General features: G+C 63.2%; 25 protein-coding genes. 12 read left to right on the top strand and 13 right to left on the bottom strand.

Annotation, left to right across the window (positions count from 1 at the left end; translation table 11 throughout):
• Positions 1–11: 11 nt before the first annotated feature.
• The 9 genes from mrdA to J3B00_RS25795 all read left to right on the top strand — a co-directional run bounded on the left by mrdA (position 12) and on the right by J3B00_RS25795 (position 9,566).
• Entirely contained in the window at positions 12–1,901 is a 1,890-nt protein-coding gene (gene mrdA, locus J3B00_RS25835) for a penicillin-binding protein 2 (RefSeq protein ID WP_209874185.1), read from the top strand.
• A 38-nt stretch (positions 1,902–1,939) separates the two neighbouring features.
• Positions 1,940–3,043: a rod shape-determining protein RodA gene (gene rodA / locus J3B00_RS25830; RefSeq protein ID WP_209875172.1), complete on the top strand. Its 1,104-nt coding sequence runs from the start codon at positions 1,940–1,942 to the stop codon at positions 3,041–3,043.
• A 17-nt stretch (positions 3,044–3,060) separates the two neighbouring features.
• Positions 3,061–4,071, top strand: a complete 1,011-nt coding sequence (gene mltB / locus J3B00_RS25825; protein ID WP_209874182.1) for a lytic murein transglycosylase B — start codon at positions 3,061–3,063, stop codon at positions 4,069–4,071.
• Positions 4,071–5,072: a septal ring lytic transglycosylase RlpA family protein gene (locus J3B00_RS25820; RefSeq protein ID WP_209874178.1), complete on the top strand. Its 1,002-nt coding sequence runs from the start codon at positions 4,071–4,073 to the stop codon at positions 5,070–5,072. The genes mltB and J3B00_RS25820 overlap by 1 nt, the downstream gene beginning before the upstream one ends.
• Positions 5,073–5,360: 288 nt before the next feature.
• Positions 5,361–6,521 (top strand): D-alanyl-D-alanine carboxypeptidase family protein, encoded by a 1,161-nt coding sequence (locus J3B00_RS25815; protein ID WP_209874175.1) that lies wholly within the window; start codon positions 5,361–5,363, stop codon positions 6,519–6,521.
• A 76-nt stretch (positions 6,522–6,597) separates the two neighbouring features.
• Positions 6,598–6,873, top strand: coding sequence for a DUF493 domain-containing protein (locus tag J3B00_RS25810; RefSeq protein WP_209874172.1), 276 nt, complete (start codon positions 6,598–6,600; stop codon positions 6,871–6,873).
• Complete coding sequence (lipB, locus tag J3B00_RS25805; protein WP_209874169.1) at positions 6,873–7,520, top strand: lipoyl(octanoyl) transferase LipB; 648 nt, start codon at positions 6,873–6,875, stop codon at positions 7,518–7,520. Before J3B00_RS25810 ends, lipB begins: the two co-directional genes overlap by 1 nt.
• A 2-nt stretch (positions 7,521–7,522) precedes the next feature.
• The gene (gene lipA / locus J3B00_RS25800; protein WP_245362630.1) at positions 7,523–8,539 is read left to right on the top strand and encodes a lipoyl synthase; all 1,017 of its coding nucleotides are present in this window, start codon (positions 7,523–7,525) and stop codon (positions 8,537–8,539) included.
• Between the two features lie 76 nt (positions 8,540–8,615).
• Complete coding sequence (locus tag J3B00_RS25795; RefSeq protein ID WP_209874165.1) at positions 8,616–9,566, top strand: LD-carboxypeptidase; 951 nt, start codon at positions 8,616–8,618, stop codon at positions 9,564–9,566.
• Positions 9,567–9,705: 139 nt separating this feature from the next.
• Here J3B00_RS25795 and J3B00_RS25790 read toward each other — a convergent pair whose 3' ends face one another.
• The 5 genes from J3B00_RS25790 to leuS all read right to left on the bottom strand — a co-directional run bounded on the left by J3B00_RS25790 (position 9,706) and on the right by leuS (position 15,776).
• The gene (locus J3B00_RS25790; RefSeq protein ID WP_209874162.1) at positions 9,706–11,022 is read right to left on the bottom strand and encodes a lytic murein transglycosylase; all 1,317 of its coding nucleotides are present in this window, start codon (positions 11,020–11,022) and stop codon (positions 9,706–9,708) included.
• A 61-nt stretch (positions 11,023–11,083) separates the two neighbouring features.
• Complete coding sequence (gene arfA / locus J3B00_RS25785) at positions 11,084–11,248, bottom strand: alternative ribosome rescue factor ArfA (protein ID WP_209874158.1); 165 nt, start codon at positions 11,246–11,248, stop codon at positions 11,084–11,086.
• Positions 11,249–11,425: 177 nt separating this feature from the next.
• Positions 11,426–12,463 carry a DNA polymerase III subunit delta gene (gene holA, locus J3B00_RS25780; RefSeq protein WP_209874155.1) on the bottom strand — a complete coding sequence of 346 codons (1,038 nt, stop codon included), beginning with the start codon at positions 12,461–12,463 and terminating at the stop codon, positions 11,426–11,428.
• A 39-nt stretch (positions 12,464–12,502) separates the two neighbouring features.
• Positions 12,503–13,108, bottom strand: a complete 606-nt coding sequence (gene lptE, locus J3B00_RS25775) for an LPS assembly lipoprotein LptE (protein WP_209874152.1) — start codon at positions 13,106–13,108, stop codon at positions 12,503–12,505.
• A 61-nt stretch (positions 13,109–13,169) separates the two neighbouring features.
• Positions 13,170–15,776, bottom strand: a complete 2,607-nt coding sequence (leuS, locus tag J3B00_RS25770; RefSeq protein ID WP_209874149.1) for a leucine--tRNA ligase — start codon at positions 15,774–15,776, stop codon at positions 13,170–13,172.
• Positions 15,777–16,013: 237 nt separating this feature from the next.
• Here leuS and J3B00_RS25765 point away from each other — a divergent pair, with 237 nt between their 5' ends.
• Together J3B00_RS25765 and J3B00_RS25760 are read left to right on the top strand one after the other, a co-directional pair.
• Positions 16,014–16,328, top strand: coding sequence for a hypothetical protein (locus tag J3B00_RS25765; protein WP_209874146.1), 315 nt, complete (start codon positions 16,014–16,016; stop codon positions 16,326–16,328).
• Between the two features lie 133 nt (positions 16,329–16,461).
• The gene (locus J3B00_RS25760; RefSeq protein ID WP_209874143.1) at positions 16,462–17,223 is read left to right on the top strand and encodes a YdcF family protein; all 762 of its coding nucleotides are present in this window, start codon (positions 16,462–16,464) and stop codon (positions 17,221–17,223) included.
• Between the two features lie 114 nt (positions 17,224–17,337).
• Here the strand turns inward: J3B00_RS25760 and lnt are convergent, their stop codons facing one another.
• From lnt to J3B00_RS25740, 4 genes are read right to left on the bottom strand one after another with little or no spacing between them, the layout of a single operon-like run.
• Positions 17,338–18,855: an apolipoprotein N-acyltransferase gene (gene lnt, locus J3B00_RS25755; RefSeq protein WP_209874139.1), complete on the bottom strand. Its 1,518-nt coding sequence runs from the start codon at positions 18,853–18,855 to the stop codon at positions 17,338–17,340.
• An 8-nt stretch (positions 18,856–18,863) separates the two neighbouring features.
• Entirely contained in the window at positions 18,864–19,703 is an 840-nt protein-coding gene (locus tag J3B00_RS25750; protein ID WP_186556679.1) for an HlyC/CorC family transporter, read from the bottom strand.
• A gap of 5 nt (positions 19,704–19,708) precedes the next feature.
• Positions 19,709–20,197 (bottom strand): rRNA maturation RNase YbeY, encoded by a 489-nt coding sequence (ybeY, locus tag J3B00_RS25745; protein WP_209874136.1) that lies wholly within the window; start codon positions 20,195–20,197, stop codon positions 19,709–19,711.
• Positions 20,190–21,188, bottom strand: a complete 999-nt coding sequence (locus J3B00_RS25740; protein WP_209874133.1) for a PhoH family protein — start codon at positions 21,186–21,188, stop codon at positions 20,190–20,192. Before J3B00_RS25740 ends, ybeY begins: the two co-directional genes overlap by 8 nt.
• 211 nt (positions 21,189–21,399) lie before the next feature.
• On the opposite strand from J3B00_RS25740, the gene J3B00_RS25735 reads away from it, so the two are divergent.
• Complete coding sequence (locus tag J3B00_RS25735) at positions 21,400–21,726, top strand: DUF1820 family protein (protein WP_209874130.1); 327 nt, start codon at positions 21,400–21,402, stop codon at positions 21,724–21,726.
• 3 nt (positions 21,727–21,729) lie between these two features.
• Here J3B00_RS25735 and J3B00_RS25730 read toward each other — a convergent pair whose 3' ends face one another.
• The 4 genes from J3B00_RS25730 to J3B00_RS25715 form a co-directional block, all read right to left on the bottom strand.
• Positions 21,730–22,287 carry a tetratricopeptide repeat protein gene (locus tag J3B00_RS25730; RefSeq protein WP_209874127.1) on the bottom strand — a complete coding sequence of 186 codons (558 nt, stop codon included), beginning with the start codon at positions 22,285–22,287 and terminating at the stop codon, positions 21,730–21,732.
• Positions 22,288–22,454: 167 nt separating this feature from the next.
• Positions 22,455–23,738: a glutamate-1-semialdehyde 2,1-aminomutase gene (hemL, locus tag J3B00_RS25725; RefSeq protein WP_209874124.1), complete on the bottom strand. Its 1,284-nt coding sequence runs from the start codon at positions 23,736–23,738 to the stop codon at positions 22,455–22,457.
• Positions 23,739–23,755: 17 nt separating this feature from the next.
• On the bottom strand, positions 23,756–24,379 hold the full coding sequence (thiE, locus tag J3B00_RS25720) for a thiamine phosphate synthase (protein WP_209874121.1): 624 nt from the start codon (positions 24,377–24,379) through the stop codon (positions 23,756–23,758).
• 21 nt (positions 24,380–24,400) lie between these two features.
• A complete protein-coding gene (locus J3B00_RS25715; protein ID WP_209874118.1) occupies positions 24,401–25,198 on the bottom strand; it encodes a hydroxymethylpyrimidine/phosphomethylpyrimidine kinase in 798 nt (265 codons plus the stop codon).
• Between the last annotated feature and the right edge of the window lie 200 nt (positions 25,199–25,398).

The following is a 25,398-nucleotide window of genomic DNA, read 5'->3' as shown; positions in this document are numbered from 1 at the left end:
TAAGCCGCCCGATGTCGCAGCCGATTCGCCTCAAAGACCACGAGAAAGACGCCCGTCTGGTGCGCAACCGCGTCGTGGTCGGCGCTGTGGCGATCATGCTGTTGGTGTGCGTGCTGATTGCCCGGCTGTACTACCTGCAGATCATCCAGTACGACTATCACTCGACGCTGTCGGAGAACAATCGGGTGCACGTGCAGCCGATCCCGCCGACCCGCGGGCTGATCTTCGATCGCAACGGGGTGATCATCGCCGATAACCGGCCCAGCTTCAGCCTGACCATGACCCGCGAACGCGCGGGAAAATGGCAGGAGGTACTGGATACGATCGTTGAAGTGCTCGCGTTGACCCCCGATGATCGCGCGTTGTTCGAAAAGCGCATGAAGCAGGGGCGTCGGCCGTTCGAGCCGGTACCGATCCTGTTTGAGCTCAGCGAAGAGCAGATCGCCCGGGTCGCGGTGAACCAGTTCCGCCTGCCGGGCGTTGAAGTGGCTGCGCAGTTGGTACGGCACTACCCGCAGGGTGCGCACTTCGCCCATTCGGTCGGTTATGTGGGTCGGATCAACGAAAAAGAGCTGAAAATCCTCGATCCGGTCAACTACAGCGGCACCCACCATATTGGCAAGACCGGCATCGAGCGCTTCTACGAGGACGCCTTGCACGGCCAGGTCGGTTACGAGGAAGTCGAGACCAACGCCCGTGGGCGCGTGCTGCGGGTGCTCAAGCGCACCGACCCGATACCCGGCAAGGACATCGTCCTGAGCATGGATATCAAGCTGCAGGAAGCCGCCGAGATGGCCCTCGGCGGGCGGCGTGGCGCAGTGGTGGCGCTGGATCCGCGCTCCGGCGAGGTACTGGCGATGGTCAGCCAGCCGAGTTTCGATCCCAACCTGTTCGTCACCGGCATCGGCTTCAAGGCCTACGCCGAGTTGCGCGACTCGATCGACCGGCCGTTGTTCAACCGGGTGCTGCGCGGGCTGTATCCACCGGGTTCGACCATCAAACCGGCGGTGGCCATTGCCGGCCTCGACAGTGGCGTGGTCACGGCCGGCAGCCGGGTGTTCGACCCGGGCTACTACCAGTTGCCCAACTACGACCACAAATACCGCAACTGGAACCGCAGCGGCGATGGCTGGGTCGACCTCGACCTGGCGATCATGCGCTCCAATGACACCTACTTCTACGACCTGGCGCACAAGATGGGCATCGATCGCCTGTCGACCTACATGAACAAGTTCGGCCTCGGCCAGAAGGTCTCCCTGGACATGTTCGAGGAGTCCGCCGGGCTCATGCCGACCCGTGAATGGAAACGTGCCACTCGCCGCCAGGCGTGGTTCCCGGGTGAGACGCTGATTCTCGGCATTGGCCAGGGCTACATGCAGACCACGCCGTTGCAGATGGCCCAGGCCACCGCGTTGATCGCCAGCAAGGGCAAGTGGTTCCGCCCGCACCTGGCCAAGACCATCGAAGGCCAGCCACCGGTGGATGAAAACCCCATCGACGACATCGTCCTGCGCGACAAGGCCGATTGGACCCGGGTCACCCACGGCATGGAGCAGGTCATGCACAACGCCCGCGGCACCGCCCGGGCCGCTGCCGCAGGTGCCCAGTACCGGATTGCCGGCAAGAGCGGTACCGCCCAGGTGGTGGCGATCAAGCAGGGCGAGAAGTACGACCGCAACAAAGTCCAGGAGCGCCACCGCGACCACGCCTTGTTCGTCGGTTTCGCGCCCGCAGAAGATCCCAAGATCGTGGTATCGGTCATGATCGAGAACGGCGAGGCCGGTGGCCGCGTCGCCGCCCCCGTGATGCGGCAGGTGATGGACGCTTGGCTGCTCGATGAAAGCGGCCGGCTCAAGACCGAGTTCGCCCCCGCCACCGTCGCTCAGGAACTGGCACAGTGATGAATAATTTCGACCGCATGCTCTCCAGCGAGGACGTCATGCGTCGGCGCGCGAGCTTCTTGCAGCGTATCCATATCGATGGCCCGCTGCTGATCATCCTCCTGACCCTGGCCGCCGGCAGCCTGTTCGTGCTGTATTCGGCCAGCGGCAAGAACTGGGACCTGCTGATGAAGCAGGCCACCTCGTTCGGTATCGGCCTGGTCTCGATGTTCATCATCGCCCAGCTCGAGCCGCGTTTCATGGCGCGTTGGGTGCCGCTGGCGTATGTGGCCGGGGTACTGCTGCTGATCGTGGTGGACGTCATGGGCCACAACGCCATGGGCGCCACACGCTGGATCAACATCCCTGGGGTGATCCGCTTCCAGCCCTCGGAGTTCATGAAGATCATCATGCCGGCGACGCTTGCCTGGTACCTGTCCAAGCGCACCTTGCCGCCGGATCTGAAACATGTGGCAATCAGCCTGGTGTTGATCGGCGTGCCGTTCATCCTCATTGTGCGTCAGCCGGACCTCGGCACCGCGCTGCTGATTCTCGCCGGCGGGGCGTTCGTGCTGTTCATGGGTGGCTTGCGCTGGCGCTGGATCATCAGCGTGCTCGCTGCTGCCGTACCGGTGGCGGTGGCCATGTGGTTCTTTGTCATGCACGACTACCAGAAGCAGCGCGTCCTGACCTTTCTCGACCCGGAGAGTGACCCGCTCGGTACCGGTTGGAACATCATCCAGTCGAAGGCCGCGATCGGCTCGGGTGGGGTGTTCGGCAAGGGCTGGTTGCTGGGCACCCAGTCGCACCTGGACTTCCTCCCGGAAAGCCACACCGACTTCATCATCGCTGTGCTCGGCGAGGAGTTCGGCCTGGTCGGCATCTGCCTGTTGCTGATCGTCTACCTGCTGCTGATCGGCCGCGGCCTGGTGATCACGGCGCAGGCGCAGACACTGTTCGGCAAGCTGCTCGCGGGCAGCCTGACGATGACCTTCTTTGTATACGTGTTCGTCAATATCGGTATGGTCAGCGGCCTGCTCCCCGTGGTGGGTGTACCGCTGCCCTTCATTAGTTATGGCGGAACTTCGTTGGTGACGCTGCTGTCAGCGTTTGGCGTTCTGATGTCGATCCATACACACCGCAAATGGATCGCGCAGGTTTGAATAAGGTGAACAATTTCATGCAAGCAGTGCGTACCTGGCTAGCTCGTTGTGCGCCGTGGATCGGTGCGATGGGGCTGTTCGGCGCTGTCCAGCAAGCCCATGCCGGCGACTACGACGGCTCGCCTCAAGTGGCCGAGTTCGTCGGTGAGATGACCCGCGACTACGGCTTTGCCGGTGAACAGCTGATGGGCGTGTTCCGAGAGGTCCAGCGCAAGCAGTCGATCCTCGACGCGATCTCCCGGCCGGCCGAGCGGGTCAAGCCGTGGAAAGAATACCGGCCGATGTTCATCACCGATGCGCGCATCGCCCGGGGTGTCGACTTCTGGCGCCAGCACGAGGCAGTGCTCGCCCGTGCCGAGCAGGAGTACGGCGTGCCGGCCCAGGTGATCGTCTCGATCATCGGCGTGGAGACCTTCTTTGGCCGCAACACCGGCAACTACCGGGTTATCGACGCCTTGTCGACACTGGGCTTCGACTACCCGCCACGCGCCGAATTCTTCCGCAAGGAACTGCGCGAGTTCCTCCTCCTGGCGCGTGAAGAGCAGCTCGATCCGCTCACCCTCAAAGGCTCGTATGCCGGTGCCATGGGCCTGCCGCAGTTCATGCCGAGCAGCTTCCGCCACTATGCCGTGGACTTCGACGGCGACGGCCACATCAATATCTGGAACAACCCTGACGATGCCATCGGCAGCGTTGCCAGCTATTTCCAGCGCCATGGCTGGGTAGCCGGGCAGGGCGTGGTCAGCCGCGCCCAGGTGCGTGGCGAGCGCGCCGACGAAGGCCTGACGACCGGCATCGAGCCGGTCAAGACTGTCGCAGAGTTGCGAGCGCTGGGTTGGTCGAGTCATGATGCGCTGCGCGATGATCTGCCGGTTACCGCCTTCAAGCTTGAGGGCGAGAATGGTCCGGAGTACTGGATGGGCCTGAAGAACTTCTACGCAATCACGCGTTACAACCGCAGCGTGATGTACGCCATGGCTGTGCATCAGCTCTCGGAACAGCTGGTAATTGCACGGGGCGTCAAGTAATGCGCGTATTGGTTTGCTCTAACACTTTCAAGCTGCTGACCTGCGTCGCGGTAAGCCTGGTTTTGGCCAGTTGCTCGTCGAATCGGCCGGCGTCGACCCAGAAAAGCGGCAACGTAGTGCGCTCGCAGCCTGGGCTGGACATCAACCGTGCGCACAAAGACGGCGCGCCGTGGTGGGATGTGGATGTCAACAAGATCCCCGATGCTACGCCAACCGTGCACACAGGTAACTACAAGGCCAACCCGTACACAGTCCTGGGCAAGACCTACTATCCGATCCAGGATTCGCGCAACTACCGCGCCGAAGGTACCGCCTCCTGGTACGGCACCAAGTTCCACGGCCAGAACACCGCCAACGGCGAGCTCTACGACTTGTACGGCATGAGCGCGGCGCACAAGACCTTGCCGCTGCCAGCCTACGTGCGGGTGACCAACCTGGCCAACGGCCGCAGCGTGGTCCTGCGGGTCAACGACCGCGGCCCGTTCTACTCGGACCGCATCATCGACCTGTCCTACGCTGCCGCGAAGAAGCTCGGCTACGCCGAAACCGGCACGGCCCACGTTCGCGTCGAGGGCATCGACCCGCAGCAGTGGTGGGCCCAGCGCGGCCAGCCAGCGCCGCTGGTGCTCAAGGAGCCGCAAGTCGCCCAGACCCAGACCCTGCCGGCGAGCACCGGCAAGGTCGAGCAGTGGACGCCGCCGGCGCAGCAGCATGCTGCCGCGGTGGTACCGGTGCAGATCGCCAGCAACAGTGTGCCGAGCAACAGCGGCGGGATGTTCCTGCAGGTTGGCGCGTTCGCCAATCCGGATGCGGCCGAGCTGTTGCGTTCGAAGTTGAGCACCATGGTCAGCGCGCCGGTATTCATCAGCTCCATCGTGCGTAACCAGCAGACCCTGCACCGTGTGCGCCTGGGGCCGATGAGCAGCCAGGGCGAAGTGCAGCAGACCCAGGACAGCGTGCGCATGGCCAATTTGGGCCAGGCCAAGCTGGTCACGGATTGATCGACGGAACTGTCGGTTTTGTCATGAATTGGTGGGCTCTGCCATGTACAATGGCTGTTTTGCCCGGCAGGCCATAGGCCTGGACAGAGGGCCGCGTTGCGGCCCTTTCGCGACGCAAGGCCGCTCCCACAGGGCCCGAGTCGGTCAATGATTTCGCGGTGTACGCGGACATTGTGGGAGCGGCCTTGTGTCGCGAAAGGGCTGCGCAGCAGCCCCAAAAATTAGACTGACTGGGCGTTGGGCCTCGGCCCACGGAACATCAGACCATTAGCGATTTTCGAGAGACGGATGAACATCACCAACCTTGCCAAACGACTTTGCCTGCCCGTACTGCTGATGATCACTCCCGCTGCCTTCGCAGCGGAGCAGATGATGCCATCGCCGCCGCAGTTGGCAGCCAAGTCCTACGTACTCATGGACGCGTCCAGCGGCAACGTGCTGGTCGAGAACAACGGTGACGAGCGCCTGCCGCCAGCCAGCCTGACCAAGCTGATGACCGCCTACATCGCCACCCTGGATATCCGTCGTGGCCAGATCGGCGAGAACGACCCGGTCACCGTCAGCGAAAACGCCTGGCGCACCGGTGGTTCGCGCATGTTCATCAAGGTCGGCAGCCAGGTCACTGTCAGCGACCTGCTGCACGGCATCATCATCCAGTCGGGCAACGATGCTTCGGTGGCGCTCTCCGAGCACATCGCCGGTAGCGAAGACGCCTTCGCCGACATGATGAACAAGACGGCTGCCGACCTCGGCATGAGCAACAGCCACTTCATGAACCCGACCGGCCTGCCGAACCCAGAGCATTACTCGTCGGCTCATGACATGGCCTTGCTGGCCCGCGCGATCATCGACGAAGATCCGGCGCACTACGCGATCTACTCGCAAAAAGAGTTCTACTGGAACAACATCAAGCAGCCCAACCGCAACCTGCTGCTGTGGCGTGACAAGACCGTCGATGGCCTGAAGACCGGCCACACCGACGAAGCCGGCTACTGCATGGTCGCCTCCGCCGTGCGCGACGGTCAGCGTCTGATCGCCGTGGTGTTCGGCACCAACAGCGAGCAGTCCCGCGCTGCCGAAACGCAGAAGCTGCTGACCTACGGTTTCCGCTTCTTCGAAACCCAGACCTTCTACCAGAAGGGCACCGAGCTGGCTCAGGCCCCGGTCTGGAAAGGCGCCACCAGCCAAGTCAAGGCGGGCCTGGCCAACGACCTGACCATGACCATGCCTAAAGGCCAATTGAAGCGCCTGGCTGCTTCGATGACCATGAACCCGCAGCTGACCGCGCCCATCGCCAAAGGTGACGTGATCGGTAAAGTGGAAGTCAAACTGGACGAGAAAGTGGTCCACAGTGCAGACCTCATCGCCCTCGACGGCGTCGAGGAAGGTGGTTTCTTCCGCCGTATGTGGGATAGCATTCGTCTATTCTTCTACGGGTTGTTCAACTGATAACGTGACCTGCCACGCTCCCGCTCACTGACGCGGGAGCGTTGTTGTTGCCACGGCTTACGAGGCCGTTTCCGCCATGAGCGAACCTGACGTCAAGTCGCACAAGATCGAATTCCCCTGCGCCGATTATCCGATCAAGGTGATCGGCGATACCGTGGTCAATTTCCGTGACACGGTAATCGAGATCCTCAAGAAACATGCCGACGTCGACATGACGACCTTGGCCGAGCGCCAAAGCAAGGAAGGCAAGTACACCACGGTGCAACTGCACATCGTTGCCACCAGCGAAGACCAGCTACACGATATCAACAGTGCCCTGCGCGCTACCGGCATTGTGAAAATGGTGCTCTGATGCCCGCTTGCCTCGGTGTTCGCGATCTTGGCCTGCAGCCCTATGAACCGGTGCTGGAGGCTATGCGTCGCTTTACCGAGCAACGTGGCCCGGACAGCCAGGATGAAATCTGGCTGGTCGAACACCCCGCAGTGTTTACCCAGGGCCAAGCCGGCAAGGCCGAGCACTTGCTGGTACCGGGCGACATCCCGGTGGTGCAGAGCGACCGCGGCGGCCAGGTGACCTACCATGGTCCCGGGCAACTGGTGGCTTATCTGTTGCTGGATGTGCGTCGGCTTGGCTTTGGTGTGCGCGAACTGGTCAGCCGGATCGAGCGCAGCCTGATCGAGCTGCTTGCCAGCTACGACGTCCAGGCCGCGGCCAAGCCCGATGCACCCGGAGTTTATGTCGATGGGGCGAAAATCGCCTCGCTCGGCCTGCGAATCCGTCATGGCCGTTCGTTCCACGGCCTTGCCTTGAACGTGGACATGGACCTCGCGCCATTCCGCCGAATCAATCCCTGCGGGTATGCGGGGCTGGCGATGACCCAGCTGCGTGACTTGGCAGGTCCGATCGAACTCAACGAGGTCAGGACAAGGCTGCGCGGACAGCTGGTCAAGCACCTCGACTATGCTGAGCAGACGACCCTCATGGGCGGAATCGACTGAATATGACAATTGTGCAAGAAGCCGTGCCGAACCTGATCTCTACCCAGGATGTCACCCCGCGCGCTGCGCCGAAGAAGGTGGAAGCTGGGGTAAAACTGCGTGGCGCCGACAAGGTGGCGCGCATCCCGGTAAAGATCATCCCGACTGACGAACTGCCGAAGAAGCCTGACTGGATCCGCGTGCGTATCCCGGTGTCGCCGGAAGTCGACCGTATCAAGCAACTGCTGCGCAAGCACAAGCTGCACAGCGTGTGTGAAGAGGCGTCCTGCCCGAACCTGGGCGAGTGCTTCTCCGGTGGTACCGCCACCTTCATGATCATGGGCGACATCTGTACCCGTCGCTGCCCGTTCTGCGACGTCGGCCATGGCCGGCCGAAGGCGCTGGATGCCGACGAGCCGCATAACCTGGCCGTGGCCATTGCCGACCTGCGCCTGAAGTACGTGGTGATCACCTCGGTCGACCGTGACGACCTGCGCGACGGCGGTGCCCAGCACTTTGCCGACTGCCTGCGGGAAATCCGCAAGCTGTCCCCGGGTGTGCAGCTGGAAACCCTGGTGCCGGACTACCGCGGGCGCATGGACGTGGCTTTGGCGATCACCGCTCAAGAGCCGCCAGATGTGTTCAACCACAACCTGGAAACCGTGCCGCGCCTGTACAAGGCTGCGCGTCCGGGCTCGGACTACGACTGGTCGCTGGACCTGCTCGAGAAGTTCAAGCAGATGGTCCCGCACGTACCGACCAAGTCCGGCTTGATGCTGGGGCTGGGCGAGACCGACGAGGAAGTCATCGAAGTGATGCAGCGCATGCGCGAGCACAACATCGACATGCTCACCCTCGGCCAGTACCTGCAGCCGTCGCGTAGCCACCTGCCGGTGCAGCGTTTTGTCCACCCGGACACCTTCGCCTGGTTTGCCGAAGAAGGCTACAAGATGGGCTTCAAGAACGTCGCATCCGGCCCGCTGGTGCGTTCGTCCTACCATGCTGACCAGCAGGCGCACGAAGCCAAGATCAAGCTCTGAGCCTGATCTGAAGGACACATGCCGATGCGTGCCGAAAGGTGCCATCGGCATTTTTGTTTGGAGAGGGAGTTGCTTGATGGAACATCTTCAAAACCTGGCTGGAGCATTGCCCAAGCCGCTACCGGCCCATGCCTGCTTTGCCATTATCGCGCCAGCCGGGCCGGCGCGGCTTGACCCGGAAAGTGTCCGCCAGTGGTTTGCCGCGCGCGGTTACCAGTGCCGTATCTATCCCGGTGTGGCTGAGGCTCAGGGCTACCTGGCAGGTTCCGACCAACAGCGCCTGGATGACCTGCACGCGGCCTTTGCCGACCCCCAGGTAGACGCCATCCTGTGCATGCGTGGCGGTTATGGCAGCATGCGCCTGCTTGATGGGCTCGACTTCGAGCTGATCGCTCGGCACCCCAAGCCGCTGATTGGCTACAGCGACATCACCGCGCTGCATACGGCGATCAATCGGCACCTTGGTATGGTGACTTTCCATGGCGGCATGCTCAATGCCGATCTGTTAGGCGACAAGCAGGAGCCGACCCTCAGTTCGTTGTTGGCGCAGTTGAGTGGTCGGCTGGGGCAGGGCGCTGAAATCGTGCACCCAGCGGCGTACCCACTGACCACGGTAGTGCCTGGCGTTGCCAGTGGGCAGTTGGTCGGCGGCAATTTGTCCTTGCTCGGCGCGACCATCGGCACGTTGGCCGAGGTCGAGACTCAGGACAGCATCCTGTTTATCGAAGACGTCAACGAGCCGCTGTTCCGGGTCGACCGGCTGCTGACCCAGTTGCGTCTGGCCGGCAAGCTGGATGGCGTGCGCGGGGTGCTGGTAGGGGATTTTGCCGGGATTACCGTGGCAGCGATGACGCCATTGCTGCAGGACATCTTTGGCCCGTTGGACGTACCGGTGCTAGCCGGCTGGCGCAGTGGCCATTGTGATCCGAACGTATGCCTGCCGCTTGGCGCACGGGTGCGCCTGGACAGTGAAGGGCAGCGGTTGGTGCTCGAGCAAGGGTTGTTCAAAGCAGCACCAAGCCCGTAGCGCGCCGCATACCCTGTAGGAGCGGGCTTGCCCCGCGAAGAGGCCAGCCCAGCCACAGTGGCGTATGGCACCGGCTGGGCCGGTTGCCTACACGATATGCGTCATGCGGCGCCGTTACGCGCTTTGTTCTCTGCCAAGATCAACGCTGACGCAAGCCATCCAGCAGCTTGTGTGTCGGATAGCCATCGGCCGGCATCCCCTGCGCCTGCTGGGCATTGCGGATCGCCTTGCGCGTGTTGGCACCAATGATCCCGTCGGCATTACCCGCTTCATGGCCACTGGCATTGAGCAGGTTCTGCAGCTCGATGCGCTCGCTGCGACTAAGCGGCAGGTCTTCCTTGGGCCAACTGCCGGCAATGAAACCCCAGCCCGAGAAGCGGTCACCGAGCAAGCTTACCGCCAACGCGTACGACGACGAGTTGTTGTACTTGAGGATCGCGCGGAAGTTATCCAGCACCAGGAAGGCCGGGCCGCGAGCACCAGCAGGCAGCAGCAGGGCGGCGGACAGTTGATTGCTGCCGGCCGGCAGTTGCGTGCCGTTAGGCAGCTTCACGCCCAGTTGCAGCCATTCGCTGACTGTCTTGCGTTGCGCGCCATCGGCGATCCAGTAATCGAAACCGGCCGGTACCTGGACTTCGAAGCCCCACGGTTGACCGCGCTTCCAGCCCGAACTCTGCAGGTAGTGCGCAGTGGAGGCCAGGGCGTCAGCGGTGCTGTTCCAGATATCGCGGCGGCCGTCGCCATCGAAATCCACCGCGTGGGTGTTGTAGGTGGTCGGGATGAACTGGGTCTGGCCCATGGCCCCGGCCCACGAGCCGCGCATGGCCTCGGGCTGGATATCGCCGTTTTGCAGGATCTGCAACGCCGCGATCAGTTGGTCTTGGGCAAATTGTGGCCGGCGCCCTTCATAGGCCAAGGTGGCCAGCGAACGGATCACCGATTTGCTGCCCTGGAACTGGCCGAAGTTGCTTTCCATGCCCCACACCGAAACCAGCACCTGGCGGTCGACGCCATAGCGCTGTTCGAGGCGTGAAAGCAGCTCGGCATTCTGCTCGAGGAGTTTTTTGCCATTGCGCACGCGCAGTGGCGACAGGGCACCCTCAAGGTATTCCCATACCGGGCGGCTGAACTCGGGTTGGCTGCGATCGGCCTTGATCACGTCCATGTCTGGCGTGACGCCAACAAACGCGCGGTCGAACAGGCTGGCGCTGATCCCGGCTTGCAGGGCTTGTTGACGGAAACCCGCCTGCCATTGGGCGAAGGTCTGCAGGGGCTGGATTTCAGTGCTGACGTCGGGCGTGCTGACCGGCAGGGTCACAACCGGAGCGGGCTGGGCAGGCGCCAGCGGCAGGGCGTCGGCAGCGGTGGGTTTTTCCGCGCAGGCGACAAGCAGGATGAGGCTGGAGGCCGCGATCAGCTGGCGGGGTTGCCAGCGTGGGAACAGACTGAAGAGCATGCACAGATCCAGGAATTACAGGTCAGATGCCGACCATACCATGCCTGCGCTTTTGTTGCTTTCATGCGGCCAAAAAGTAAGAAGCCTCCCAATCTCTCGATTGGAAGGCTTCGCGGCGGTAGCTGCCTTTGCCCTTGTCTGGCTGTTCCTGGCGGCTGCGGAACAAGGGCTGGGCGACAATCGACTTGGCCTTGTTGGGGCCGTGCTTTTTCGGCTTTTTGCTCATGCTGGGATTCCCGTTGGGGTGGCTGGGTAACGGGGCGCACTGTAAGACCAGGCTCGGGTGAGGGCCAATTGATTGTGTGTATCGCAAGAGCGACACAAGGGAACGGTTTACGCCGAACTACTGTGGGAGCGGCCTTGTGTCGCGAAAGGGGTGCGAAGCGCCCCCAATCTTTCAGCCCTACTGCGAGGGCAATGCCAAGCGCTGCCCAGCCATCAACAACGCCAACCGCGCCAGGCTGGTCCACGGCGAGCCTTCGGCCTGGCCCTTGATCTGCGCATCGATCCGCTGGGCATCCTGGAGCAACTGCGCCCAGCGTTGTGCCGAGAGCCGTTGCAGGGCTTTACTGACCAGCGGCCTACGCTTGTCCCACACCGGCGGCCGCGCCTGGCTGAACGCTTTGTCCAACGGAATGCCCTGGCTGAACTGCTGGGCAATCCCCGCCAGCAAACGCAGCTCCCGGGCCAGCGCCCAGAGGATCACCGGTGGCTCGACACCTTCGCCGCGCAGCCCTTCGAGCATGCGCAGCGCATGTGCCGCTTCACCCTTGAGGATCGCATCGACCAGGCCGAACACGTCGAAGCGGGCGCTGTCGGCCACCGCCCCCTGTACCGTCTCGACGGTGATCTGATTACCTTCGGCAAGCAGCTTGAGCTTTTCGATTTCCTGGGCAGCCGCCAGCAGGTTGCCCTCGACCCGAGCAGCAATCAGATCGACTGCATCACGCTGGGCCGACAGCCCTGCCTGGGCCAGGCGCTGGTTGATCCACTGCGGCAATTGCTGGGCATCGACCGGCCAGATCTGGATGAACTGACAGTGACTGCCTTCGACCAGCGCCTTGCCCCACTTGGTTTTCTGCGCGCTGCCATCGAGCTTGGGCAGGCTGATCAACAACAGGGTGTCTTCAGCGGGCTTGGCACAGTATTCGATCAGCGCCGCCGCGCCCTTGTCGCCCGGCTTGCCCGAAGGCAGGCGCAGCTCAAGCAGACGCCGCTGGGCGAACAGCGACAGGCTGGCACCGGCCTGGAGCAGGCTGCCCCAGTCGAAATTGGCATCGGCACTGAACACCTGGCGCTCATCGAAGCCCTGTTGGCGGGCAGCAGCGCGAATGGCGTCGGCAGCTTCCTGACACAGTAGCGGGTCATCACCGCTGACCACGTAGACGGGTGCCAGAGCGCCTTGCAGGTGCTTGTTGAGTTGGGCGGGAGCGAGCTTCATGAGAAGAGGCGGGGCACCGTCGCGGTGCCCCGACCGGGCTTACTGGCCCGGTACTTCCATAGGCGATTGCTGAGGGGTTTCGTCGCGATAGCGCTGGGCCGCTTCAGCCGCTTGGGCTTCAGCCTTGGCACGCTGCTCGGCCTTGCTCTGCAGCTCATCAAGCTGTGCCGGGCTGAGCATCTGCAGGCGCACGACCATGCCCTGAACCAGTTCGCGGCGCAGCTCTTCGCGAACCTGCAGGCCGTTCTGGTCGGAGCCGGTCATGTTGCCACCGTCTTGCACGTAGGTTTTGCGCACTTCCAGCTTGTCGCTGAGCAGTGGCAAGTCGTTCAAGCCGAGGATGCTGTAGTTGAGCACCGTGGTCAGCTCATACTCGGCCGAGCGGCTGCCACCGGTGTAGGTCGCGGCGCGCGAGTTTTCTTGCTCGTTGGTCAGCACCAGGCGGTACGGCGCACCGCTGTGCACATCGACGCCGCTGTTCTGCAGGACGTCGCGCAGCTGGATGACGGTCTGGCCATAGGCATTACGCGCGCTGACATCCAGTTCCTTGATGCTCAACTCGGTGGTGCCGGTGCCGCGCAACTGGAAACCGCAGGCGCTGAGCATGACGGCCAGGCCCATTACCAGCAGATTGCGTTTGATCATGTTGTAGCTCCCTTGTGGGCCGATTCCGCCCGCCCGCAGTGGCTGCGGGCGGGCGTTGCCATCAGTTGGCGACGATGTTGACCAGTTTGCCCGGTACCACGATGACCTTGCGAATGGTCAGGCCGTCGGTAAAGCGCAGGACATTGTCGTTGTTGCGGGCCGCGGCCTCGATCTCTTCGCGGCTGGCGGCGGCCGGCATGTCGACCTGGCCACGCAGCTTGCCGTTGACCTGCACCACCAGCGTGACGGTGTCTTGCACCAGGGCGCTTTCATCAACGCTCGGCCAGTTGGCATCGATCACTGGCTGAGTGTGGCCCAGCGCGTTCCACAGCGCGTGGCTGATGTGCGGGGTGATCGGTGCCAGCAGCAGGGTGACCGCTTCCAGGCCTTCCTGGAGCAGGGCACGGTCTTGTGCGGTGGCCTGCGGGGCCTTCTCCAGCACGTTCATCACGGTCATCACCTGGGCGATGGCGGTGTTGAACTTGTGATGCTGGCCGACATCGGTGCTGGCCTGCTTGATGGCCGCGTGGATGGCGCGACGAATGACTTTTTGCGCGTCATCCAGCGCAGCGACATCCAGTGTGCCCGGCAGGCCCTGGCTGACGTGAGCCTGAGCCAGGCGCCAGACGCGGCGCAGGAAGCGGCTCGCACCCTCGACGCCGGAGTCGGACCACTCCAGGCTCATGTCGGGCGGCGAGGCAAACATCATGAACAGGCGGCAGGTGTCAGCGCCGTAGGCATTGATCATCGACTGTGGGTCGACGCCGTTGTTCTTCGACTTGGACATCTTCTCGGTGCCGCCGATTTCCACCGGCAGGCCGTCGGTCTTCAGGCGTGCGCCAATGATCTTGGCCTTGGCATCACGCTCGATCTCGACATCGGCCGGGTTGAACCAGTCCTTGCCGCCATTGCTGGCAACCCGGTAGTAGGTCTCGGCAACGACCATGCCCTGGGTCAGCAGGTTCTTGAACGGCTCGTTCGAGGTGACCAGGCCTTCGTCGCGCATCAGCTTGTGGAAGAAGCGCGCATACAGCAGGTGCAGGATCGCGTGCTCGATGCCGCCGATGTACTGATCGACCGGCAGCCAGTGGTTGGCCGCTTTCGGATCGACCAGACCCTTGTCGTAGTTTGGCGAGGCATAGCGGGCGAAGTACCAGGACGATTCGACAAAGGTGTCCATGGTGTCGGTTTCGCGCTTGGCCGCAGTGCCGCATTTCGGGCAGGTGCACTCATAGAACTCGGGCATCCGCGCCAGGGGCGAGCCAGCACCATCCGGCACGACGTTTTCGGGCAGGGTGACCGGCAGTTGGTCTTCCGGTACCGGCACGTCGCCGCAGGACGGGCAGTGGATGATCGGGATCGGGCAGCCCCAGTAGCGCTGGCGGCTGATGCCCCAGTCGCGCAGGCGGAACTGGGTACGCGACTTGCCGAGCTCTTTGCGGATCAGCGCGGCTTCGATGGCGTCGAACGCGCCCTGGAAGTCCAGACCGTCGAACTCACCGGAGTTGATCAGTTGGCCATGCTCGCCGTAGGCAGCCTGCCATTCGCTGCTGACGTCGTCGCCGGCGCTGGTGCGCACCACGGCTTTGACGGGCAGGTTGTATTTGTGGGCGAACTCGAAATCGCGCTCGTCGTGGGCCGGAACTGCCATGACCGCGCCGTCGCCGTAATGCATCAACACGTAGTTGGCGACCCAGACTGGCAGTTTTTCGCCCGTCAGCGGGTGCTCGACAAACAAGGAAGTGGCCAGGCCTTTCTTCTCTTGAGTGGCCATGTCGGCCTCGGCAACGCTACCGCCCTTGCATTCGTCGATGAACGCTTGCAGCGCAGGATTACCCTGGGCAGCCTGGGTGGCCAGCGGGTGCTCGGCGGCTACCGCGACATAGGTGGCGCCCATCAGCGTGTCGGGACGGGTGGTGAAGACCTTCAGTGCGCCTTCATGACCAATGCTCGCCTGGTCGTAGGGGAACTGCACTTCCATGCCGCGCGACTTGCCGATCCAGTTGCGCTGCATGGTCTTGACCTGTTCAGGCCAGCCCGGCAACTCGTCGAGGCTTTCCAGCAGCTCGTCGGCGTAGTCGGTGATGCGGAAGTAGTACATCGGGATTTCGCGCTTCTCGATCAGCGCGCCCGAACGCCAGCCGCGGCCATCGATGACCTGCTCGTTGGCCAGGACAGTCTGGTCAGCCGGGTCCCAGTTGACCGTACCGTTCTTGCGGTAGATCACGCCTTTTTCGAACAGGCGGGTGAACAGCCACTGTTCCCAGCGGTAGTAGTCCGGCTTGCAGGTGGTGACTTCACGCGACCAGTCGATGGCCAGGCCCAGGCTCTTGAGCTGGGTCTTCATGTAGTCGATGTTTTCGTAGGTCCACTTGGCCGGGGCGACGTTGTTTTTCATCGCCGCGTTTTCTGCCGGCATGCCGAAGGCATCCCAACCCATGGGCTGCAGGACGTTCTTGCCGAGCATGCGCTGGTAGCGGGCAATCACGTCGCCAATGGTGTAGTTGCGCACGTGGCCCATGTGTAGCTTGCCGCTCGGGTACGGGAACATCGATAGGCAATAGAAGGTGTCTTTGCCTGGCTGTTCGGTAACAGCGAACGATTGTTGCTCGTCCCAGGATTTCTGGGCGGCGGCTTCTATGTCACGGGGCGTGTATTGTTCGTGCATGGCTACTTTTGGCTGAGAGAGAAGAGACCTTGTTCCCGGCAGCGGAACCTCGCTGCGTCCGGCACTCCGGTGTCGGTGAGAGTGAACGCCGTAGCATACATGAGCGCCGCGCGTCGTGGGAAACCGTATTGCGCCAAGGCGCCTTGCGGGCCGTTGGTCGCAGCGCTTAGCTGCTTTTCGCAGTGCCGCTAAGCTCAGGTGTGGGGGAGATATTCTTATCTTCGATGAGGTGAACGGATGGGAGAATCGCAGCTTTCTGCTAATAAACCGGAGCTCTACGAACGCCTGATCGATCGCCTTGGCCTGGCACTTGAAGCCGCCAGGACCTCGGTCAGACTGCGCGACGAGATGCCAGCCGAACTGGAGTTGCGCGGCCTCAGCCATGCAGAGTTCGAAGTGATCAAGGCTTACCTGGAATCCCTCCCGGAGAGCCGCAACGCCTGCGCCGCTGCCCACCCGCAGCCGGAGCCGTCGTCAGCAAAGATCGTCTGGCTAAAGGACAAGAAACGCCCCGCCACGCGGGCGAGATCCAGGACGCTGCCGTTGCGATAGCCGTTCAGGATTCCAGGCGCGGCTCGTCCCGCGCCGGCTCTACTCCTACACATCCCATGATCGGCGCCCGCTGCAGGCTTGTTGCCAGGCGCCGATCCTTTTAGTCTGCACGCCTTCACAGGAGGTGTGCGTCGTGCCGATTCGATACTTCATCAAACAATGGCTGATGCCGCCGGGGCTGCTCTTCCTGCTGTTGCTGGCTGCCTGGTGGTTGCGCACGCGCCGGCCGCGGTTGGCCCTGGCCTGCTTCGTGATGGGGCTGGGCGGGTTGTGGTTGATGAGCCTGCCGTTGGTGGTGGAGCGGGTCGCACGCCAGTTGGAAACCGAGGCGCCGCTGACCCAGGAGCAATGGTCGGGTCTGGCCGGGCGGGCCGATGCGATCGTGGTGCTTGGCGCTGGCCGTGAACGCGGTGACCTCGCCTGGGGTGGGCAGGACCAGCCGACCGGTACCGCGCTGGAGCGCATGCGCTATGCCGCGCAGTTGGCCAAGGCCTCAGGGTTGCCGGTGCTGACCAGTGGCGGGTTGCACTACGGCACGCCGCCGAGCGAGGCGCAGTTGATGGCCGATCGGTTGCGCGCGGACTTTGGCGTGCAGGTGAAGTGGCAGGAAGAGGCCAGCCGGACCACCTGGGAGAACGCCCAGCTTAGTGCCGAGCTGCTGCAGCCCCTGGGTATTCGGCGGGTGGTCGTGGTGACCCAGGCGTGGCACATGCAGCGTTCGCGTTGGAGCTTCGAGCGCGCCGGGTTTGAGGTCGTGGCGGCGCCGGTGGGGTTTCTCGGGCAGGATCATGCGCGGCCGTTTGCCGGATTGTTGCCCGATAGCCGGGCGGTCTGGCAGAGCGGGCAGTTGATGAATGAATTAGTGGGGTTGGTCGGCTATCGGCTGTTCTACTGAAGTTCTTTGCAGGTCATGCCGGCCTCTTCGCGGGGCAAGCCCGCTCCTACAGGGGTACCGCCAATCCTGTAGGAGCGGGCTTGCCCCGCGAAGAGGCCGGTGTGAACGCCACCGTCAAACGGTCTTGGCAATCCGCCCCGCCAGCAACGCCCACCCCATCAACAGCACACAGACAATCGCCAGCGGCCACGAACGCCATTGCAGGTACGGCGTCAGCTGCTGCATAGGCACCACCTCGCCATACAAGATCGCCTGCTGAAACTGAGGGATCTGTGCCGTAATCCGGCCAAACGGATCGATCAGCGCAGTGACGCCATTGTTGGTCGAGCGGATCATCCAGCGGCCGGCTTCCAGTGCGCGCATCTGCGCCATCTGCAAGTGCTGCAGCGGGCCGATCGAGGTGCCGAACCAGGTGTCGTTACTTATGGTCAGCAGCAGGTCACTGCGCGCGGCCAGGCTGGCGGCAAACTCCGGGTAGACCACCTCGTAGCAGATGTACGGGGCAATCTGATAACCCTTGGCCTGCAGCAGGGGCTGGTCTTGCGGGCCGCGGGCGAAGTCCGACATCGGCAGGTTGAAGAACTCGATCGCGCCGCGCAGCATGTCCTGCAACGGCACGTACTCGCCGAACGGCACCAGCTTCTGCTTGAGGTAGGTGCCATCGCCTTCACCGGCCACGGTGATGCCATTGTAGTAACGCCGCTGATGGTGCACCACTTCGCGCACGGGTACCCCGGTAATCAACGCCGAATGCCGCTCAGCAGCGAATCCGCCCATCATGCTGATGTAGCCCTGGGCCTGATCCTTGAGCACGGGCACGGCAGTCTCTGGCCAGATCAGCAGGTCGACCGGCTTGGAGCTGAAACTCATGTCGCGGTACAGGGCGAGCTGTGCATTGACGTGGGCCGGGTCCCATTTCAGATCCTGCTCGACGTTGCCTTGCACCGCCGCAACCGTCAGCGGATCGCCCGCCGGGCGGGTCCAGGCGTGGTTTTTCAGGGCCATGCCGATGATCCACGGCGCCACCAGCAGCACGGCTGCCACAGCCAGAAACGAAGGCCGCGCGCGCAGGCGGTGCAGGTTGCACAGCAGTGCGGCGCTGAGCGCCAGGGCAAAGGAAATCAGCCAGACGCCACCCAGCGGTGCCAGCCCGGCCAACGGGCCGTCGAGCTGGCTGTAGCCAGAATAGAGCCAGGGGAAGCCGGTCAGGAACCAGCCGCGGAACGCTTCCTGCAGCAGCCACAGCGCGGCGAAGCACAAGGCGTCGGCCAGCGGCGCCTCATTGCGGCGCAGCCAGCGCGCCCAGAGCCAGGCGGGCAGGGCGAAGAACCAGGCAATCGCGGCAAAGAACGCCACCAGCAGCACGATCGCCAGCAGCGGCGAGGCGCCGCCGTAGGTGTTCATGCTGACGTAGATCCAACTGGTGCCGGCGCCGTACAGGCCGAAACCGTAGCACCAGCCACGGCCCATGGCCTGGCGTGGGCTCAGCTCGCGCAGGCCGCTGTAGAACAGGCCCAGGGCGAGCAGGGCCAGCGGCCAGAAGTCGAACGGCGACAGGGCCAGCAGGGTAGACGCGCCGGCCGCCATGGCCAGCAGGTTACCGGGCCAGCCGGGGCGGGTGATCCAGCGCATGGTTTTCCTTAACGGGTAATCGGGGTCAGGCGCAGCAGGTGTACACGCCGGCTGTCGGCGTTGAGAATGCGGAACCGGTAAGCGCCGATCTCGGTGGTTTCGTTGCGCTTGGGCAGGTGGCCGAAGGCACTCATCACCAGCCCGCCAACGGTGTCGAACTCATCGTCGGAAAACTCGCTGTCGAAGAACTCGTTGAAGTTCTCGATAGGCGTCAGCGCCTTGACCAGGAAGTCGCCGCTGGGCAGTGGCTTGATGTAGCTGTCTTCTTCGACGTCGTGTTCGTCTTCGATGTCGCCGACGATCTGTTCAAGCACGTCTTCGATGGTCACCAGGCCGGCAACGCCGCCGTACTCATCGATAACCACGGCCATGTGGTTGTGGTTGGCGCGGAACTCGCGCAGCAACACATTGAGCCGCTTGGATTCGGGCACGAAGGTCGCCGGACGGAGCAGGTCCTTGATGTTGAAGCTGTCGCCGTTCTCCTTGAGGATCAACGGCAGCAGGTCCTTGGCCAGCAGGATCCCGAGCACATCATCGTGGCTTTCACCGATCACCGGATAGCGCGAGTGGGCGGCGTCGATCACCGACGGCAGGAACTCACGGGGCGACTGGCTGGCCTTGATGCTGATCATCTGCGAGCGCGGCACCATGATGTCGCGCACCTGCAGGTCAGCGACCTGGATGGCGCCTTCGACGATGGTCAGCGCTTCGCTGTCGAGCAGCTTGTTCTGATGGGCTTCGCGCAGCAGCTCGAGGAGCTCCTGGCGGTTTTTCGGCTCATGGGCAAAAGCCTGGGTCAGTTTCCCCAGCCAGGACTTTTGCCCGTTGCTCGATCGGTCTTCGCTCATGGCGGTTACTCGTGTTCCTTGCAGTTATCGGTGTGAGGGAGTTCGTCGTCGGCGTACGGGTCGGGATGACCCAGTTCTGCCAGCAATGTTCGTTCCAGGGCTTCCATTTCTTCGGCTTCGTCATCTTCGATGTGATCGTAGCCGAGCAGGTGCAGGCAGCCATGCATGACCAGGTGCGCCCAGTGTGCTTCGAGCGATTTGCCCTGTTCGGCCGCTTCGCGCTCGACCACCGGCACGCAGATCACCAGGTCGCCCAGCAGCGGAATGTCGAGCAGCTCGTCGGGAACGTCGGCAGGGAAGGAGAGCACATTGGTCGCGTAATCTTTGTGACGATAGGTGTGATTGAGCTCACGTCCTTCGGTTTCGTCGACCAGGCGAATGGTCATTTCCGAGTCCGCCGTGCGCTGGCGCAGGGCAAGTTCGCACCAGCGGCGGAAGGCGGCATCATCGGGGGCAGCGGCGTCCGTGGCCCGTTGCAGGTCGAGTTCAAGCATCGCGGGCAGGTGCCTCGGGCTTGGCCTGGCGGTTCTCGAAGCGGTCGTAGGCCTCGACGATGCGCTGCACCAGTGGGTGGCGCACGACGTCCTTGGGCTGGAAGTGGGTGAAGCTGATGCCCGGCACGTCCTTGAGCACCTCGATCACGTGTGCCAGACCCGACTTGGTGCCGCGCGGCAGGTCGACCTGGGTGATGTCGCCGGTGATCACTGCGGTCGAGCCGAAGCCGATCCGGGTGAGGAACATCTTCATCTGCTCGAGGGTGGTGTTCTGGCTTTCGTCGAGAATGATGAAGCTGTTGTTCAAGGTGCGACCGCGCATGTAGGCCAGCGGGGCGATCTCGATCACTTGGCGCTCGATCAGCTTGGCGACGTGTTCGAAGCCGAGCATCTCGTACAGGGCGTCATACAGCGGACGCAGGTACGGGTCGATCTTCTGGGCCAGGTCGCCGGGCAGGAAGCCGAGTTTTTCACCCGCCTCGACCGCCGGGCGCACCAGCAGGATGCGCCGCACCTGTTCACGCTCCAGGGCGTCAACGGCGCAGGCCACGGCCAGGTAGGTCTTGCCGGTACCGGCCGGGCCAACACCGAAGTTGATGTCGTTGGCCAGGATCTCTTTGACGTAACGCTGCTGGTTGACGCCGCGCGGGGTGATTTTGCCCTTGCGCGTGCGCAGCGAAACGCTGACCTCGTTGACGGCCGGGTTGTCGATGTTCTCGACGGCCGACTCCTGCAGGTAGAGGTGGACCGTTTCCGGCGACAGCTCGGTGGCCTTGGTCTCGCGATAGAGACGGCGCAGCAGCTGTTCAGCGGCGGAGGTGGTCTTGGAATCGCCGATCAGTTCGAACTGATTGCCGCGGTTGCGGATCTCGATGGCCAGGCGCTGCTCGATCAGACGCAGGTGCTCGTCGAACTGGCCGCACAAGTTGGCGAAACGGTGGGCCTCGAAAGGTTCGAGGATGAAACGATGGGGTTGTATGGGTGCGTTCAAGGTGGTTTAAGGCCGCTCGCCGGCAATAGAGGTGAACTCAAGAATAACCCTTGATTGCCAGTGGCGAAAGCACTGAAACGATCAAGGGTCGCAGCACGGCGTGAGGGGGGCGCTGCTATTGCCGACGCAAGGCCGCTGGCACAGGAATCGCACCGGGGTGCGCTCTGTTATGATGCGGGCCATTTTCAACCGTATGTGCCCAACGCCGATCATGAGCAAACGCGAACCCGCCATCTACAAGGTGATCTTCCTCAATCAGGGGCAGGTCTTTGAAATGTACGCCAAGCAGATCTACCAGAGTGACCTGTGGGGTTTTCTCGAGGTCGAGGAGTTTGTCTTCGGCGAGCGCACGCAAATGGTCGTCGACCCGAGCGAAGAGAAACTAAAGGCACAGTTCGAAGGGGTTATCCGCAGCTTTGTGCCGATGCACTCGATCGTGCGTATCGATGAAGTGGAGCGCTTGGGCACGGCGAAGATCAGCGAGGCCAAGGTAACCGGCAATGTGATGCCGTTTCCGATGCCGATGCCGGACAAGTAAGCGTCAGGGGAGCGGGGCGAAGGGGCTGCGGCCTTCGGCGCTCTGCAGCTCCAGCAGGTATTTGCGGAAGATCTGGCCCAGTACCTGGGTAGCGTGCTCGAGTTCGTCGCGGGGCATCTGCTCGGTGACTTCGTCGGCCAGGTCGAGGGCATCCTCGGCGCCGTTGACGGCGGCCATCTTCAGCAGGATGTAAGCCTGCACGTTGTTGGCCTTGACCCCCTCGCCGTGAAAGAACATCGAGCCGAGGCGGTACTGCGCCTGGGCGTGACCTTGCAGCGAGGCTTTCTGGAACCAGTTGAGGGCTTTGTCGAGGTTGCGCGGTGTCTGATCGCCATTGCCGGTGTAGAAGAACTCGCCCAGCTCGAACTGCGCCTGGGCATCACCAGACTCGGCTGTTTGCTCGCACGCCTTGAGGGCGCTCTGCTGGTCTTCTGGCTGAACGTTGAGAGTGCAGCGTCCCGTCGCCGGAATAAGCAACGAGTTACCGCCCTCCGCCGAGGCCAGCAAGGGCTGAAGAAGCAACAGGCAGCCCAGGGTCAGGGCGCGGCCGGTGCGGTTCATGGGGATCGACTTACCTCTGCAAAGCTGCGTCCGATGTCTCTGGTGGCACATTATGGGATAAGCAGCGCCAACCTTACAAAGTTTTTCCTGTACCGGCCTCTTCGCGGCGCAAGCCTGCGTCTGCAAGGGCGCGCTTGCGCCATGAAGAGGCTAGTACAGAGGTCACTTTACTTCAGCTTGGCAAACGCCCGCTCAGCCGCATCCAGGGTGATCTTCAGCTCGGTGTCACCATGCACGATGGAGGTGAAGCCCGCCTCGTAGGCGCTCGGCGCCAGGTAAACGCCACCTTCCAGCATCAGGTGGAAGAATTGCTTGAAGCGCTCGATATCGCTGGCCATCACGTCTTCGAAGGTGACGATGTCGTCGGCACCGGTGAAGTACAGGCCGAACATCGCCCCGGCCTGGGTGGTGACGAACGGCACGCCCGCGGCATCGGCGCGCTGCTGCAGGCCATCGAGCAGACGGCTGGTGAAGGCCGTCAGCTCGTCGTGGAAGCCTGGGCGGCTGATCAGCTTGAGGGTAGTCAGGCCGGCGGCCATTGCCAGCGGGTTACCCGACAGGGTGCCGGCCTGGTAGACCGGGCCGAGCGGGGCGATGCATTCCATGATCGCGCGCTTGCCGCCGAAGCAGCCGACCGGCATGCCGCCGCCGACGATCTTGCCGAAGGTCGACAGGTCAGGGGTGATCCCGTAGTAGCCTTGGGCGCCGCCCAGCGAGACGCGGAAACCGGTCATCACTTCGTCGAAGATCAACACCACGCCATGTTTGTCGCACTGCTCGCGCAGGCCTTCGAGGAAGCCCGGCGCCGGCGGTACGCAGTTCATGTTGCCGGCCACCGGCTCGACGATGATGCAAGCGACGCTGTCACCGACGTCGGCCAGGGTCTTTTCGACGGCGGCGATGTCGTTGAACGGCAGGGTCAGGGTGTGCTTGGCGAAGTCGGCGGGGACGCCAGCCGAGCTCGGTACGCCCTGGGTCAGCAAGCCGGAGCCGGCCTTGACCAGCAGGCTGTCGGAGTGGCCGTGGTAGCAGCCTTCGAACTTGATGATGGCATCGCGGCCGGTGTAGCCACGGGCCAGGCGAATCGCGCTCATGGTGGCTTCGGTGCCGGAGCTGACCATGCGCACCATTTCCATCGACGGCACCAGCGAGCAGACCAGGTCGGCCATCTCGGTTTCCATGGCGGTTGGCGCGCCGTAGGAGAGGCCGTGCTCGAGCTGCTTGCGCACCGACGCCAAGACGTCCGGGTGGCTGTGGCCGAGGATCATCGGGCCCCAGGAACCGACGTAGTCGACATAGCGCTTGTCGTCTTCATCAATGACGTAGGCGCCTTCGGCGTGCTTGAAGAACAGGGGGGTGCCGCCAACGCTCTTGAAGGCACGGACCGGCGAGTTGACGCCACCTGGGATGTGCTTCTGGGCTTGGGCAAACAGCAGTTCGGAACGGGACATGGGGCTTTCTCTCGAAATCAGGAAGCGAACAGGGCGTTGAAGGCGCGGGCGCGGCGGGTGACTTCCCGCCGGTCATCGGTGCCAAACAGGCCATGGATCACCGCCAGCAGGTCGGCGCCGTGGGCGACCAGTGGGGCGGCGTTGTCGAGGGTGATGCCACCGATCACGGCGATCGGCAGCTTGACCTGGGCGCGGGCCTGCTCCAGCAGCTCGAGGCTGGCGGCGGGCGCGCCGGGTTTGGTCACGGAATTGAAGAAACGGCCGAAGGCCACGTAGCTGGCGCCTTCGGCGGCGGCTTGCCGAGCCAGCTCCAGCTGAGCGTGGCAGGTCGAGCCGATGATGGCGTTGCGGCCGAGCAGGGCCCGCGCCGGGGTCAGCGGGCCGTCGGTCTGGCCGAGGTGCACGCCAACACCCAGGCGCGCGGCCAGCTCGGCGTCATCGTTGATGATCAGTTGAGTGCCGTAGCGCTCGCAGAGGCTTTTCAGCGCCTCGGCTTCACGCAGACGCTGGGCCTCATCGTTGCTTTTGTCGCGATACTGCAAAAGGCGTACACCGCCTTCCAGGGCCGCTTCGACATGCGACAGGAAACGGCCGGCAAGCAGCTGGCTGTCGGTGATGGCGTACAGACCGCGTAGCTTCATTTCAAGCCTCGTGTGCGTCAATCAGGAACAGAAGTCCAGGGGCAGCCGGCGCGGGACGAACTGGCCGCGGCCCAGTTGCTCGGCGTCACGCAGGGTTCGCCAGGTGTAGTCGAGGGCGCTGCGCACGGCGCTTTGCAATTGCTCGCCAAGCGCCAGGCGACCGGCCAGGGCGCTGGCCAGGGTGCAGCCGGAGCCGTGATAGCTGCCCGGCAGGCGCTGGCAGGTCCAGGTCTGGCTGCTGCCATCGCGGCTGTACAGGCGGTTGTGGATTTGCTCTTCGTCGCCGTGACCGCCGGTGATCAGCAGGTGTCTACAAAATGGCAGGAGTTTCTCGGCGCATTCGTCGGCAGTTCCTTGCGGCAGTTCGGCAAGGATCCGGGCTTCGGGCAGGTTCGGCGTGGCGATGGTCGCCAGGGGCAACAGGCGTTCGCGCACGGCGTAGCCCACTTCGTCCTTGCCCAGGCGGCCGCCACCGCCGGCGCGCAGCACCGGGTCGCAGACCAGCGGCAGGTGCGGGTGGGCTGCGAGCAGTTCGGCGACGGTGTCGACCATCTCGATCGAACCGAGCATGCCCAGCTTGACCGCGGCGACTGTGGAGTCGGTGAGCACGGCATTGGCCTGGGCCAGTACCCACTCGCGGTCGAGCACACGGAAGTCGGAAACATTGACGGTATCCTGCACGGTCAGGGCGGTCACGGCGGGTGCGGCGTGACAGCCTTGAGCGATCAGGGCTTCGATATCTGCCTGCAGGCCGGCGCCGCCACTGGGGTCGTGGCCGGAGAGACAGAGGACAACGGGGCGGGAGCTGTAGGTATTCATGGTCGGCGAGCTTACCACCAAACCTGTTTGTGCGAATCGGCCCCCGCGGGGATATTGCTGATCAAGCGGTCAGGAAACGTCTTGCTGTTGCTCTGAAAGACCTGAATTAGAGCTGTTTATTCAAAAAAGCAAGTGGCTGCTAGTAAGCCCCGGAGGCTATGCTAGAGTGCACGGATAACTCGATAACGAGCTCTGCCGGA

Origin of the sequence: Pseudomonas sp. BP8, from assembly GCF_017875955.1 — a bacterium.
In the GTDB taxonomy this organism is placed as follows: domain Bacteria; phylum Pseudomonadota; class Gammaproteobacteria; order Pseudomonadales; family Pseudomonadaceae; genus Aquipseudomonas.
The sequence above is the reverse complement of the archived record's forward strand: the minus strand, read 5'-3'. Positions and strand labels throughout refer to the sequence as shown.